The organism is Rhodococcus sp. HM1 (genome assembly GCF_023218075.1).
Classification (GTDB): domain Bacteria; phylum Actinomycetota; class Actinomycetes; order Mycobacteriales; family Mycobacteriaceae; genus Rhodococcus.
The window spans coordinates 32,876-46,694 of sequence record NZ_JALPTB010000006.1; the positions used below are offsets into that span (position 1 = coordinate 32,876).

The 13,819-nt window shown below is 68.7% G+C and carries 12 protein-coding genes; 7 read left to right on the plus strand and 5 right to left on the minus strand.

All coding sequences use genetic code 11. The annotated features are described in order from the left end of the window. The first annotated feature begins 43 nt into the window (after positions 1–43). The 4 genes from M1M07_RS05250 to M1M07_RS05265 all read left to right on the plus strand — a co-directional run bounded on the left by M1M07_RS05250 (position 44) and on the right by M1M07_RS05265 (position 4,870). The gene (locus M1M07_RS05250; RefSeq protein WP_197255526.1) at positions 44–790 is read left to right on the plus strand and encodes an SDR family NAD(P)-dependent oxidoreductase; all 747 of its coding nucleotides are present in this window, start codon (positions 44–46) and stop codon (positions 788–790) included. 157 nt (positions 791–947) lie between these two features. Beyond that, positions 948–1,931, plus strand: a complete 984-nt coding sequence (locus M1M07_RS05255; RefSeq protein ID WP_197255490.1) for an MDR family oxidoreductase — start codon at positions 948–950, stop codon at positions 1,929–1,931. 13 nt (positions 1,932–1,944) lie between these two features. Next, positions 1,945–3,141: a MaoC family dehydratase N-terminal domain-containing protein gene (locus M1M07_RS05260; protein ID WP_248673497.1), complete on the plus strand. Its 1,197-nt coding sequence runs from the start codon at positions 1,945–1,947 to the stop codon at positions 3,139–3,141. Positions 3,142–3,166: 25 nt separating this feature from the next. Continuing rightward, positions 3,167–4,870, plus strand: coding sequence for a class I adenylate-forming enzyme family protein (locus M1M07_RS05265; protein ID WP_248673498.1), 1,704 nt, complete (start codon positions 3,167–3,169; stop codon positions 4,868–4,870). Positions 4,871–4,893: 23 nt separating this feature from the next. Here M1M07_RS05265 and M1M07_RS05270 read toward each other — a convergent pair whose 3' ends face one another. Genes M1M07_RS05270 through M1M07_RS05290 form a run of 5 tightly spaced genes read right to left on the minus strand, consistent with a single transcriptional unit; the run spans position 4,894 to position 10,109 of the window. Beyond that, the gene (locus M1M07_RS05270) at positions 4,894–5,991 is read right to left on the minus strand and encodes an acyl-CoA dehydrogenase (protein ID WP_248673499.1); all 1,098 of its coding nucleotides are present in this window, start codon (positions 5,989–5,991) and stop codon (positions 4,894–4,896) included. Next, positions 5,988–7,184, minus strand: coding sequence for an acyl-CoA dehydrogenase family protein (locus M1M07_RS05275; protein ID WP_248673500.1), 1,197 nt, complete (start codon positions 7,182–7,184; stop codon positions 5,988–5,990). Before M1M07_RS05275 ends, M1M07_RS05270 begins: the two co-directional genes overlap by 4 nt. Further along, complete coding sequence (locus M1M07_RS05280) at positions 7,181–7,990, minus strand: enoyl-CoA hydratase/isomerase family protein (RefSeq protein WP_248673501.1); 810 nt, start codon at positions 7,988–7,990, stop codon at positions 7,181–7,183. The genes M1M07_RS05275 and M1M07_RS05280 overlap by 4 nt, the downstream gene beginning before the upstream one ends. Beyond that, positions 7,987–8,940 carry an acyl-CoA dehydrogenase family protein gene (locus M1M07_RS05285; protein WP_248673502.1) on the minus strand — a complete coding sequence of 318 codons (954 nt, stop codon included), beginning with the start codon at positions 8,938–8,940 and terminating at the stop codon, positions 7,987–7,989. Before M1M07_RS05285 ends, M1M07_RS05280 begins: the two co-directional genes overlap by 4 nt. Next, on the minus strand, positions 8,937–10,109 hold the full coding sequence (locus M1M07_RS05290; protein WP_248673503.1) for an acyl-CoA dehydrogenase family protein: 1,173 nt from the start codon (positions 10,107–10,109) through the stop codon (positions 8,937–8,939). Before M1M07_RS05290 ends, M1M07_RS05285 begins: the two co-directional genes overlap by 4 nt. A 121-nt stretch (positions 10,110–10,230) precedes the next feature. Here M1M07_RS05290 and M1M07_RS05295 point away from each other — a divergent pair, with 121 nt between their 5' ends. From M1M07_RS05295 to M1M07_RS05305, 3 genes are all read left to right on the plus strand, one after another. Then, positions 10,231–11,025, plus strand: a complete 795-nt coding sequence (locus M1M07_RS05295) for an FCD domain-containing protein (RefSeq protein ID WP_197255506.1) — start codon at positions 10,231–10,233, stop codon at positions 11,023–11,025. A 338-nt stretch (positions 11,026–11,363) separates the two neighbouring features. After that, on the plus strand, positions 11,364–12,953 hold the full coding sequence (locus M1M07_RS05300) for an SMP-30/gluconolactonase/LRE family protein (protein WP_248673504.1): 1,590 nt from the start codon (positions 11,364–11,366) through the stop codon (positions 12,951–12,953). Positions 12,954–12,958: 5 nt separating this feature from the next. Next, positions 12,959–13,804, plus strand: coding sequence for an SDR family oxidoreductase (locus M1M07_RS05305; RefSeq protein WP_248673505.1), 846 nt, complete (start codon positions 12,959–12,961; stop codon positions 13,802–13,804). Positions 13,805–13,819 lie beyond the last annotated feature (15 nt).

Here is a 13,819-nt window from a genome sequence, read left to right on the forward strand (position 1 = left end):
AGAGGAGAGCCCTGTGGCGCCCATCGGTGACGCCGCCGCGAGGATGTTCGACCTGGATGGACGGGTCGCGATCGTGACCGGGGCGTCGTCCGGTCTGGGTGCAGCCGTCGCCGAGGCCCTGGCGTCGCTGGGCGCGAAGGTCGCGCTCGTCGCACGGCGCCGCGACCGGCTCGCCGACCTGGCACAGCGGATCGACGGACTGCCCGTGGCCTGCGACCTGTCCGACCTGGACCGGGTCGCCGAGGTCGTACCGGCGGTGCTCGAGCACCTCGGACCCCCGGAGATCCTGGTGAACGCCGCGGGGAGCATGTTCACCGAGGAACGCGCCGAGTCGGAGCCGCTCGGCGCGATGCGGCGCACGCTCGATCTGAACCTGCTCGCGCCGTTCCGGCTCGCGCAGGACGTGTTTCCGTACATGCGGGCGGCCGGTCGCGGATCGATCGTCAACATCTCGTCCATCAGCGGCCGGGTGGGGGTCCCGGGCATCCCGCAGGCGTCCTATGCCGCGAGCAAGCTCGGCCTGTCGGGTCTGACCTCCGAACTCGCGGTGCAGTGGGCACGGCACTCGATCCGGGTGAACACCGTGGCGCCCGGCTTCTTCCGCAGCGAGATCACCGGTCCGCTCTACGAGAGCGAACGGGCCACCGAGTATCTGCGCCGCAACACGCCGCTCCCGAAGGAGGGCACCGCGGACGACATCGTCGGTGCGGTCGTGTGGCTCGCCGGCGACGCCGGCGGCTACGTCACCGGACAGACGATCGTCGTCGACGGTGGCTGGACCGCACGCTGAGGCCGGCTCCTATGATTCATAGCATTGTCATCCTTACAAGGATTGAAGTAATGTCCGCTGCACAGGCCTCGGCGACACCGCTTCCGCACACGGCGCCCGGTCCGACGAATGCACGTCCGATATCGCTCGACGGCTCGAGGAAGGAATTGCTTCGACCATGTTTTCCGCTTTGGTGATCGAGAAGGACGAAACCGGACAGACGGTGACGCGCAAGATCCTGGAGGACACCGACCTGCCCGACGGGAACGTCACCGTCGATGTGGAGTACTCGACCCTCAATTTCAAGGACGCTCTCGCCATCACCGGTAGGTCCCCGGTCGTGCGCAGGTTCCCCATGGTGCCCGGGATCGATATCGCAGGCGTCGTCGCCGGCAGTTCGCACGAGCGGTGGTCGGAGGGTGACCGCGTGGTGCTCAACGGCTGGGGCGTCGGCGAAACCCATTGGGGCGGACTGGCACAACGCGCCCGGATCGACGGCGACTGGCTGGTCCCGCTGCCCGATGCGTTCACCACGCGGCAGGCCATGGCGATCGGGACCGCCGGCTACACCGCGAGCCTGTGCGTCGACGCTCTCGTCGACTTCGGTGTCACCCCCGACCAGGGCGACATCCTGGTGACGGGCGCGACCGGCGGCGTCGGCAGCGTCGCCATCGCCCTGCTCGCCAAGGCCGGATTCTCCGTCACTGCGGCGACCGGAAAAACTTCGGAGGCAGAGTATCTCACCTCGCTGGGTGCGAGGAACGTCCTCGATCGGGCCGAACTGTCCGCGGCCGGCAAACCGCTGCAGAAGGAACACTGGGCCGGCGTCGTCGACACCGCGGGTAGCCACACCCTCGCCAATGCGTGCGCCCAGACCCGTTACGGCGGCGCGGTCGCAGCGTGCGGTCTCGCCCAGGGCATGGATTTCCCGGCCTCGGTCGCACCCTTCATCCTGCGCGGCGTCTCGCTCCTCGGCATCGACAGCGTGATGGCCCCGCACCCCCGGCGCACCGCCGCGTGGGAACGGCTGGCCCGAGATCTCGACGCGAGCGCGCTGGACGCGATCACCCACGAGATCGGGCTGGAGGAAGCGATCGGTGCCGCCGAAAAGCTCATGGACGGCACCGTGCGCGGTCGCATCGTCGTCGACGTCAATCGATGATCGAGGAGTAGACGTGAGCAAGAAATCGAATCCGGCCGAGGTCACCGAACTCGACCTGTCCGACGTCGATCATCGCGTCGGCAAGCCCGTCGGCGGCGGCCAGCTGTGGGACCCGTGCAGCGGCTCCGACATCCGGCGCTGGGTGATGGCCATGGACTATCCGAACCCGCTCCACTGGGACGAGGAGTTCGCGCGCGAATCGCGCTTCGGCGGCATCGTCGCACCGCAGTCGATCGCGGTGGCTCTCGACTACGGCCACGGCGCGCAACCCGCCTGCGTGGGCCGCATTCCCGGCAGCCACCTGATCTTCGGAGGCGAGGAATGGTGGTTCTACGGCACACCGGTCCGCCCCGGTGACAAGCTCTTCCAGGATCGTCGTTTCCACGACTACAAGGTGGTGGAGACCAAGTTCGCCGGTCCGACGATGTTCTCGCGTGGCGACACCGTCCATCGCAATCAGCACGGTGCGCTCGTCGCGAAGGAGCGGTCCACCGCGATCCGCTACCTGTCGTCCGAGGCGACCAAGCGCGGCATGTACGAGAACCAGCTCGGGGAGATCAAGCGGTGGACCGCCGAGGAACTCACCGAGATCGAATCGCTGCGCCACGAGTGGATCCTGTCCAACAGGCTCGGTGTCTCGCCGCATTTCGACGAGGTCAAGGTCGGCGACACCCTGCCGCGGCGCGTGATCGGCCCGCACAGCATCGCGACGTTCACCACCGAATACCGAGCGTTCCTGTTCAACATCTGGGGCACCTTCCACTGGACCGCGCCGGAAGGTCTCGAAGATCCGTGGATCAACCAAGATCCCGGCTGGGTCGAAGGATTCGGCTTCGACGAGGACGGCGCCCGGATCGATCCACGCAAGCGGGACGGGCTCTACGTCGGCCCGTCGCGTGGGCACATCGACGCAGACAAGGCCAGTGAGGTCGGAATGGCCCGCGCCTACGGCTACGGCGCGACGATGGGCGCATGGTGCACCGACTACCTGTCCTACTGGGCCGGCAACGAGGGCATGGTCCGTCACACCAAGGCCGACTTCCGCGGTCCCGCGTTCGAGGGTGATGTCACCTACTTCGACGCCGAGGTGATCGACAAGCAGACCGACACCCCGTGGGGCGTGCCCCTCGTCCAGGTGAAACTGCGCCTGACCAACCAGGATTCCGCCGTCCTGGTCGACTGCACCGCCGAGATCGAACTGCCGTACTGAACGCATCGAGCACACGAGGGCAGACATGACGACCGTAGAGAATGCTGTATCGGCACAACCGCTTTCGATCGTCTCGGGACCACCACTCGCCGAGGAGCCCGGCCTCGGGACGTTGACGCTGCCCGGCTTCCTGCGCGAGGTCACCACGGCGTACGCCGACCGTGAGGCCCTCGTGATGCACGAAGCCGGCGCCGTCACCCGCTGGAGCTACTCCGAACTCTGGGAACGCGCGATCGAGGTTGCGAAAGCATTGCGCGCGTTGGGGATCGGGAAGGACGGCCGGGTCGGGGTGTTGATGACCAACCGGCCCGAGTGGCTCGCGGCGACCTTCGGCGCGTCGCTCGCCGGCGGTGTCGCGGTCGCGCTGAGCACGTTCTCGGCCCCCGCCGAACTCGACTTCCTCATCGAGACCTCCGGGATCTCGGTGCTGCTGTTCGAACGCACCGTCGCGAACCGGGACCTGGCCCAGGCGCTCGTCGAACTCGAACCGGAGATCGGCCGGTCCTCCCCCGGCGATCTGCGGTCGGCGCGCTATCCGCACCTGCGGTACCTCGCCACGGTCGGGGAGGCACCCGACGGTGCGATCGAGTCGTGGGACACGTTCCTCACACGAGGCCGAGACGTGCCCAGGCGACTCGTCGAGGCGACCGCCGCTGCGGTCAGGCCGAGCGACACCGCCGTCCTGTTCTTCTCCTCGGGCACCACGAGCAAGCCGAAAGGCATCCTCAGCGCCCACCGGGGGGTGAGCATCCAGTCGTGGCGGTTCGGGCGGATGTACGGCTTCGAGCCCGCGGACGACGTGCGCTGCTGGTCGGCGAACGGCTTCTTCTGGTCGGGCAATTTCGGGATGGCGCTCGGCGCGACCCTGTCGAAGGGCGGCTCGCTCGTCCTCCAGTCCGTGTTCGACGCCGCCGAAGCGCTCGATCTCATGGAACGCGAGCGGGTGAACTTCCCGGTCGCGTGGCCGCACCAGTGGGCGCAACTCGAAGCCGCTCCGAACTGGGCGGACGCGGACCTGAGCGCGATGCGGTTCGTGGACAACAGCACTCCGATCGCGCGACATCCCTCGGTGTCGGTCGACTACCGCGAACCCGGCCACGCCTACGGCAACACCGAGACATTCACGATCTCGACGGCCTACCCGGCGAACACTCCCGACGAGGTGACCGCCGGCAGCAGCGGGGTGCCGTTGCCGGGCGTCACCGTAAAGGTCGTCGAACCGCTGTCCGGCGTCCCGGTCCCGGTCGGGGCCAGCGGTGAGATCTGCGTCAAGGGGCCGACATTGATGCTCGGTTACCTCGGAATCCCGTTGTCCGACACGCTCGACGCCGACGGCTTCTTCCACACCGGCGACGGTGGGCACCTCGACGACGAGGGCCGGCTGTTCTGGGAGGGCCGGCTCAACGACATCATCAAGACCGGTGGCGCGAACGTCTCCCCGCTCGAGGTCGACGAGGCACTGATCGGTCTCCCGGGAGTCAAGGTCGCCCGCACCGTCGGGGTACCGCACGAGACGCTCGGCGAAGTCGTCGTCGCGTGCATCGTGCCGCACGCCGACGCGAACCTCGAGGCGAAGAAGATCCGCAGTCACCTCCGGGAACAGCTGGCGAGCTACAAGGTCCCGCGCCATGTGCTGTTCTTCGACGAGGGCGAGATCTCGCTGACCGGCAGCGCGAAGATCAAGACCGACGAGGTCCGCAAGCTCGCGGTCGCACGGCTGCAGGGCTGACGCCCGGTGTGCCGTTGTGGCGGTCAGGGCCGCCACAAAGGCACACCGGGCGCGTAGCGCCGCGCCAGCCGACGGCGGTGCTCGGTGGGCGACCCGAACAGCGACCGGTTCAGCGTCGCGCGTTTGAGGTACACGTGGATGCCGCTCTCCCACGTGTAGCCCATGCCGCCGTGCAATTGCATTGCCTTGCCTGCGATGTCGACGGCCGCGGCGCACACGTGCGACTTCGCCATCGAAACCGACACCCCTGCGTCCGGTGCGTCCTGCGCGACGTTCCGCACCGCGGCGTCGACGAGACGCCGGGACACGCTGATCGAGACGAGCATGTCGGCACACGCGTGCTTGACGGCCTGGAACGAGCCGATCTTTCGTCCGAACTGCTCGCGTACCCCGACATACGCGACGGTGGTGTCGAGCATGGCATCGGCGAGGCCGAGGCTGTCGCACGCGACCGCGACGGCCGCCCGGTCGGCCAGATGCCGCAGGGCGGACTCGCCACCGTGGAACGGGTGAACGGCGTCGTCGGCGACCACGGTCCCCTCCGCGACCACCCTGCCGAAGGAACGGGTGGCATCGAGCACCGGTTGGTCCGTGACCTCGACACCACCGGCGCCGGGATCCACGTCGACGAGGACGACGGTGCCGTCGGGTCTCGTCGCCGGCACGAGCAGCCGGTCGGCGCCGGGCGCGTCGAGCACGAACGAGGCCTCCCCGCGCAGCACCGGCCCCTCCACGCCGGAGTCGAGGCGAAACGGCGTCACCCCGAAAGTCCCGCCGCCGAGCACGACGACCGGGACGGTCGCACCTGCAACGGCCTCGCGCAGCAGCCGGTCCTGCGCCGGACCGGGGGCGACGAGTCCGAGGGCCGGCACCGCGAGGGCAGCGACGGCGGGAAGTGGTCCCCGGGCTGCGGCCCGTCCGTATTCACGCAGAACGACGGCCGTCTCGGCGAATCCTGCTCCGGCACCGCCGAATTCCTCGCCTGCCTCGAGTCCGAGCCATCCCGAGTCGGCGACGCGACTCCAGGACGGTGCGCTGTCCGGGTCCGCGGCGGCGAGCACGCTCCGTGCGACGGCTCCGAGTTCGTCGTGGAACTCGGTGAGATCGAGGGTGCCGGTCATGTCGCGCTCCTCGGTTCGTGCGGCAGGCCCAGTGCGCGTTCACCAATGATGGTGCGCTGGATCTCGCTGGTACCTCCGGGGATCGTCCATTCCCACGAGCCGATGAAATCAAGGACCCACGGGCCCGATTCCCAGCTGCTCGACAGCGGTTTGCGCAATTCGGTCTGGGCGGCGAGACCGGCGACGTCTGCACCGAAATCGGTGGTGCGCTGGAGCAGTTCGCTGTAGTACAGCTTGACGATGGACGCGTCCGCGGGCCCGGGCCGGTCGTCGGCGACGAAATCGGCGCAGAGCGCGCGCAGTCCGGTGATCTCGGTTTCGAGTGCGGCGAGCCGGTCGGCGACGACCGATTCGTCCAGCGGTACGCTCCCGTCGGGCCGGGGTCGTGCGCACAGTTCGACGAGCCGGCGGAATCCGCCGGTGCCGAGCCGTTCCGCGAGTTCGAGCATCGTCATGCCGCGCTCGGCGCCGAGGGTTTCCTGCGCGACCGTCCACCCCTCGTTCTCCGGCCCGACGCGGTTGGCCTCGGGTACCATGACGCCGTCGAGGAAGATCTCGCAGAAGTGCGATTCGCCGGTGGCCTGCCGGATCGGCCGGACCTCGACGCCGGACGTGCGCATGTCCATCAGGAAGTAGGAGATGCCGCGCCGTTTCGGCGCGTGAGGGTCGGTGCGGGCCAGCAGCAGGCACCAGTCCGCGTGCACTGCGCCGCTCGCCCACAGTTTCTGCCCGTCGACGACGTAGGTGTCACCGTCCCTACGGGCCGTCGTCGCGAGTGCTGCCATGTCGGATCCGGCACCGGGTTCGGAGAAGCCCTGGCACCAGATCTCGCCGTCGAGGATCGCGGGCAGGTGACGCCGGCATTGTTCGTCGGTGCCGGCGGCGAGCAGCGTGGAGGCCGCGTGGTGGATGGAGACGAACGGCAGCACGAGCCGCGGAGCGTCGTGGGCGGCCAGTTCCTGGTAGAGGACCACCTGTTCGGCGACGGACATGCCGCCGCCCCATTCCTTCGGCCAGTGCGGCACGGCGTATCCGGCGTCGCGCAGTGTCCGGAACCATTCCTTCTGGAAGGCGACGAACTCGTCGTCGGAGGCACCGGTCTGCGCCGAACGCCACTGTGTGGGAACGTGATCGCGGCACCACGCGCGTACCTCGGTGCGGAACTCGTCGAGCGCGGGCGGTGCCGGGCTCATCTCGCGGGCTCCTTCCGTCTGCCGGTCTGCCGGTCGGTGTTCTCCCGTAACGCCAGGAGGCGGTCCCGATGCTCCGGCGTCTGCATCGTGTGGACCTCCGCGGAGAAGCCGGCCTGCATCGGCCCCGCCAGCGCCTGGGACAGGTACATGTTGACGATGCGCTTGGTGCCCTGCAAGGCCTGCGGCGGCTGCGCGGCGAGCCGCGCCGCGAGCAGCCGGGCCTCGGGAAGCAGGTCGTCGGGGGCGGTGACGCGGCTGGCGAGGCCGAGCTCGACGGCGGTGGCAGCGGGGATGCGGTCGCCGGTGTACAGGTACTCCCGCGACCGCAGGATCGGGGTGAGCAGCGGCCAGAAGGCTGCGCCGCCGTCACCGGCGACCAGCCCGACGGCGACGTGCGGGTCGGCCAGGTATGCGCGCTCGGACATGAGCACGATGTCGCACAGCACGGCGATGCTGGCCCCGAGCCCGACCGCGGGACCGTTGACGGCGGCGATCACCGGCAACGGGAATCGCAGCAGTTCCTCGACGATCTCGGCGCCCTCGCGGATGCTCTCGTCGCGCGCGACCGGGTCGTCGAGGAACGACGTGATCCAGTCGAGGTCGCCGCCGGCGCTGAACGCCCGGCCCGCACCGGTGAGCACGACGACGGCGGCATCCCGGTCCGCCGCGAGCCGGCGCCACACGTTCGCCAGCGCCCAGTGCAGTTCCTTGTTCACGGCGTTGAGTTCGTCGGGGCGGTTGACGGTGACGATCCGGACGGGTCCATCGGATTCGACGGTGAGCACGTCGGGGAGGTTGCCGTTCACAGCAGCGCCGCCTCGGCGGTCGGACTGAACAGGCCGGTCAGGCCCCGCCGGCCGACGGTGCACGTCAGGGCGTCGAGCGTGCCGGACGGGCCCCACGGGATGCGCCGCAAGGGGATGCTGTAGCGGGAGATCCACGACACCGTCGTCTCGTCGCAGAAGCCACCGGCCCCGTGCAGTTGGTGGGCGATGCGGAACACGACCTGTGCTGCCTCGACGGCCGCGAGCCGCAACGCGAGCGCGTCGTCGAGTGCCTCGGCGTTGCCTGCCTGGACGCTCCACAGCGTGTACTTGGCGAGCACATCGAGCCCGCTGCGTTCGACCTCGGCCTCGGTGAGCTGGAACTGCACGCCCTGCAGACGTGCGAGCGGCGCACCGAACTGTTCCCGGAGCAGGACGTGGGACCGCGTGAGATCCATTGCCCGATCGAGCATTCCGAGAAGCGTCCAGCACGGCAGGGTCAGCGCGAGGGCGAGATCGCCGAGGCCGTCGTCGTCGATCGACTGCAGATCGAGTTGCGCCGCGAACGCGGACATGCGGGGCGGCGTGCTCGGCGGGCGCGCGATCGCACGGCTGCGCTGTCCGTCGAGTGCGACTGCGGCCCAACGCAGATCGAGGTTCGCGATGGGTGCCTTGGGATCGGAATCGGCGACGACGACGAGTCCGTCGACGTCGAGATCCGCCGGACGGGACAGGCGTTCGGCGACCGGATAGGGCACCGCCCAGTAGCCGACGCTGCGGCACAGCGCGGCGGCCGCCTCGAGTTCGTCGGCGTCGCCACGCGGATCGAGATCCCACGCGCCGAGCTCGGCGAGGACGGGCGCGACGATGTCCTGCCGGAGCGCCGGGTCTCCCTCGACTCGCCGGACGAGTTCGTCACCGCCGGCCGCTTCGAGTGCCCGCAGCGCCTCCTTCCCGTAGTCCGTTGCTTCCGGGCTCAATTCGATGTTCATGATGCCGCCAGGAGGGCTCGGGCGAGAAGAATGCGCTGCATCTCGATGCTGCCCGACGCGACGGTCGCCGCCTGGGAGTACCGCCAGTGGTCCTCCACCGCCCGGCGGAACCACAGGGCCGTCGCATTGTCGAATTCTTCCGCGCTGTCGTCGGGGGGTGTTGCGTACACGGCGATCTCGGTGAGCACCTCGGCGCTGCCCTGATCGAGGGTGGTGACCGCGATCCGGTAGGCCGCGGCGTCGCCGGGGTGGACGGTGCCGGTCTCCTGCAGTGACACCACGCGATACGCGAGCAGCCGCGCGCGCCGGCAGTGGGTGAGCATGCGCGCCCAGCGAGCTTTCAGTTCCGCAGGCACGTCGTCCCAGCGGTCGCCGAGCACCGAGGGCGCGGCCTGCAGCAGCCGCTCGCAGCGCGCGTACCGGGCGATACCGACCCGCTCGTAGGACAGGACCTCCTGCACGACGGACCAGCCGTTGTCGACCTCGCCGAGCACGTCGGCCTCGGTGACGCGCACGTCGTCGAAGAAGACCTCGTTGAGGTGGTGCGGTCCGAGCATGGACCGGATGGGCCGGACCTCGATTCCCGGTGCGGACATGGGAACGAGAAAGACCGTGAGCCCCTGCTGTTTCCGCTCCCCGGTCGACGTTCGGGCCAGCAGGAAACACCATTGCGCCATGGTCGCGTAGGACGTCCAGATCTTCTGGCCCGAAATCAGCCAGCCGTCGCCGTCTCGGCGGGCCGCGGTGCGCAGCGACGCGAGATCGGAGCCGGCCTCGGGTTCGCTGAAGCCCTGACACCAGATCACCTCGCCGCGCGCGATGGGCGGCAGGTGTCTTTCCTGCTGGTGGGGGGTTCCGTGCCGCATGATGGTGGGCCCGACCCAGTTCACGCCCATGTACTGCGCGCCCCGCGGTTCGTGATGCGCCCACATCTCCTCTCGGACGACGGTCTGTTCCCAGATCGTGGCTCCACGGCCGCCGAACTCCTCCGGCCAGGCCGCGCACAGCAGACCGCGGTCGGCGAGAAGCCGGCAGAACGCTTGTGCCGCTTCGAGATCGGCCGGATCGTCGGTGAATGCTCCGAGGAAGTGCTCGGGGACGTGGTCCTGCACCAGCCTGCGAAGTTCGCGCCGCAACTCCGGAGCTTCTCCACCCATCGTGAAGTCCATGAGCGGACACTACGTCAATCCTAATAAGGATAGCAATGCTTGATGTTATAAGACTGTCAATAATTGGAAGTATGACTCGACCTACGGATAGACTGACGCGCATGGATGAAAGGCGCACTTCGTGACGACCCCGCGGCGCGGCCGAGTTCCCCAGCGGCGCATAGCGGAAACGGTCGCCGCCGAGCTTCGCGACCACATCCTCTCGGACGACAGCTACCGACTGCCCACGCAGGACCAGCTGGTCAAGGATTTCGGCGTCAGTTACCCCTCGATCCGGGAGGCACTGCGCATCCTCGAGACCGAGGGCCTGGTCACGGTGCGTCGCGGCAACGTCGGCGGCGCCGAGGTGCACCGGCCGGACGAGTTCTCCGCCGCCTACCACCTGGGCCTGGCACTCCAGGGCGCTCGCGTCACCCTCGGCGATCTCGCCGCCGGCCTGCAGAAACTCGAACCGATGTGCGCGGCCGAACTCGCCCGCCGCCCCGACCGCGCCGAGGTGATCGTTCCGACCCTCGAAGCGAACGTGAACGCGTGCGCCGAGGTGGTCGACGACGGCGTCGCATTCACCCGGATCGCGCGCGAATTCCACGATCTGGTGGTCTCGTTCACGCCGAACGTCACCATGCGGTACGTCGTCAGCAGCCTGGTGGCGCTGTGGTCCGCGCAGGAGATGGCCTGGGCCGAGGTGCTCACCCGCCGCGGCGAGTACCCGTCCGAGAAGGAGGCCGAAGACGCGGTGCGCGTCCATCGCCGGATCGTCGACGAGATCGCCGCCGGCCGCGACGACGAGGCCGAACGCATCGCCCGCGCGCACCTGGCCGCGACGCAGGCACTCCTGCTCGACCGCTTCGACGACGGCGTCGTGAACGCGTCGTCCGCGATGGCCCGGCAGGCCGGTCAGCGTCCCCGGATCTAGTCCCCCGGATCCGATCCCCCAGTCGAGACACTCCGGTTGCGGATCCCGCATCCGGAGTTTCGTGTGTTTTCGACACGTAATCAACTGTCCCGCAACGTGACCGGGTCCGACGGACCGCGTGCACCCGGCACGGCAACCCTTCCCATGTGGCTATCCTTATAAAGATAGTAATACTTGTAAAGCTCGCAGTCTCGTGTCTACACTCACCCTCGATGAAAGTGGCCTGCGTCACTCAACCTGGATACGCAGCGCACCGTCGCGACAAGCCTCACACGAAACGCACTACCGAGTTCCACACTTCGGAGAATCAGGTTCTCATCACGGGAGGGGACCCCACCTTGACATCAGGGGCGCGCTACACCGGAACATCGACAAGTCTCATCGAGGGATGGGGACTGGAACGACTCACACCGCCGAGCCGGCTCTTCGGCGCGAACGGTCTCCGCAGCGGCCCGGACGGCCGCATCTACGTCGCACAGGTCGCAGGCAGCCAGATCAGCGCATTCGACCCCGTTACCGGCGCGCTCGAAACGATCAGCCCCAAGGGCAGCGACATCGTCGCCCCCGACGACGTCGCGTTCGACAGCCGCGGCGACATGTACATCACCGAGTACTACGACGGGCGCGTCAGCATCCGCGGCGCCGACGGCAGCACCCGTCTGCTGCGCGACGACCTGCCCGGCGCCAACGGCATCACGATCCACCAGGACCGGCTGTTCGTGAACGAGTGCCGGGTCGGTGGCCGCCTCATGGAACTGAACCCGGCCGGCGGCGCCCCCAAGGTTCTCCTCGACGAACTCCCGATGCCCAACGGCATGGAGGTCGGTCCGGACGGCAAGCTCTACTACCCGCTGCTCGGCACGAACGACATCTGGCGCATCGATCCCGACGGTGGCGAGCCCGAACGCGTCGCCGGCGACCTCGGCGTCCCGGACGCGGTCAAGTTCGACTCCGACGGTTTCATCGTCTCCACCCAGGTTGCCTCCGGCCAGGTGCTGCGGATCAACCCGCGCAACGGCGACCGCACGGTCCTGGCCCAGCTGAATCCCGGACTCGACAACCTCACCTTCCTCGGCGACCGGCTGTTCGTGTCGAGCTTCACCGGCAAGGTGACCGAGATCCTCGCCGGCGGCGAGACCCGCGAAGCCCTGTCGGACGGCTTGACCTGGCCACTGGACCTGACCGTCGGACCCGACGGCACCGTCTATATCGCCGACGGCACCTTCCTGCTCGCGCTCGAGCCGGGCGGCGGAACCCGCACTCTCGGAATGCTGTTCAGTCCCGGCTGGCCCGGCTACATCCGCGGCGTGACCGCCGTCGGCAACGGCGAATTCATCGTCACCGGCGACGGCATCGTCTCCCGATACAACCCGGCTGCCGCCGAGAGCGAGGTCCTCGCCGACGGACTCGAAGCGCTCTACGGAGTGGCGGTGTCCCACAGTGGAACCGTCGTCGCCGCCGACCTCGGCGCCGGCAAGGTCTACGCAGTCGCGTCCGGTGAAGCCCGGGTGGTCGCCGACGGGCTGGCCGAGCCGATCGGCGTCGCGTTCGCGTCGAACGGCACGGCCCTGGTCTCCGAAGCCGGGGCCGGACGGATCCTCTCGATCACCGCCTCCGGTGTCGACACCCTGATCGACGGCCTCGAACGACCGGAGGGCATCGTCGTACACGACGGCACGCTGTTCATCGTCGACGTCGACGCGAAAACCCTGATCGGCGTCGATCTCGAAACCAAGGCTCAGCAAGTCATCGCGCGAAACCTCCCGGTCGGCGCGCCCGAGGGTGTGACACCGAAGCCGCTGCTCGGCCTGCCCCCGTTCTCCGGGCCGCAAGGTCCGTTCGCGGGTATCGCCGCCGGACCGGACGGCACCCTCTACGTGTCGGCCGACGCCGAAGGCAGCGTCCTCGCGATCCGCAAGGTCCGGTGAGCGCCGTGAGCAACGAATTCGTCGGACTCGAGGGTCGCATCGTCGTCGTCTCCGGTGCCGCCGGTGGCGGCATCGGGACCTCGGTCACCCGGATGGTCGCGCAGGCCGGCGCCACCGTGATCGCGGTGAGCCGGTCCGAGGACAATCTCAACAAGCACATCGAACCCCTTGTCGCCGAAGGGCTCCAAGTGGTTCCCCTCGCGGCGGACGCATCGACCGACGAGGGCGTCGCCTCGGTGATCGAGACGGCACACAGCACCGAGGGCGACCTGTACGGGCTCGTCAACGTCGCCGGGGGCGCGGCGCCCGCCACGTGGATGCCGGCCACCCGCGTCACCCGCGAGGACTGGCGTGCGCTGTTCACCCAGAACCTCGAAACGATGTTCTTCATGAGCCAGGCCGTCGCCGCCGAGATCAAATCGCGGGGCAATCCCGGTTCGATCGTTTCGATCTCGTCGATCAGCGGCATGAACACCGCACCGTTCCACATCGGATACGGCACCGCGAAGGCCGCCCTGGTGGCCGCGACCCGCACGATGGCCGTGGAACTGGCCGTCGACGGCATCCGCGTCAACGCCATCGCTCCCGGCGTGACCGCGACACCGGCGTCCGGCACCTACGTCGACGAGGACCCCGAACGCGACCGGCGCGCCATCGCGATGGGCCGCCGCGGCCGACCCGAGGAGCAGGCCGGGGCGATCCTGTTCCTGCTCTCGGATCTGTCGAGTTACATCACCGGGCAGACGCTCCTCGTCGACGGCGGCCTGAATCTCAAGTGGACGCACATGGGCGCCGACCACACGTCGCTCTTCCTCAAAGACGAAACGTTCCGCACCGCCATCACCCGCTGACACGCACGTTGCACC

Bases quoted from the DNA above. Each gene is read 5' to 3' on its own strand.
- M1M07_RS05270 (WP_248673499.1), bottom strand. From the start codon at position 5,991: ATGACCGGCACCCTCGATCTCACCGAGTTCCACGACGAACTCGGAGCC.
- M1M07_RS05265 (WP_248673498.1), top strand. From the start codon at position 3,167: ATGACGACCGTAGAGAATGCTGTATCGGCACAACCGCTTTCGATCGTC.
- M1M07_RS05285 (WP_248673502.1), bottom strand. From the start codon at position 8,940: ATGAACATCGAATTGAGCCCGGAAGCAACGGACTACGGGAAGGAGGCG.
- M1M07_RS05290 (WP_248673503.1), bottom strand. From the start codon at position 10,109: ATGGACTTCACGATGGGTGGAGAAGCTCCGGAGTTGCGGCGCGAACTT.
- M1M07_RS05255 (WP_197255490.1), top strand. From the start codon at position 948: ATGTTTTCCGCTTTGGTGATCGAGAAGGACGAAACCGGACAGACGGTG.
- M1M07_RS05250 (WP_197255526.1), top strand. From the start codon at position 44: ATGTTCGACCTGGATGGACGGGTCGCGATCGTGACCGGGGCGTCGTCC.
- M1M07_RS05275 (WP_248673500.1), bottom strand. From the start codon at position 7,184: ATGAGCCCGGCACCGCCCGCGCTCGACGAGTTCCGCACCGAGGTACGC.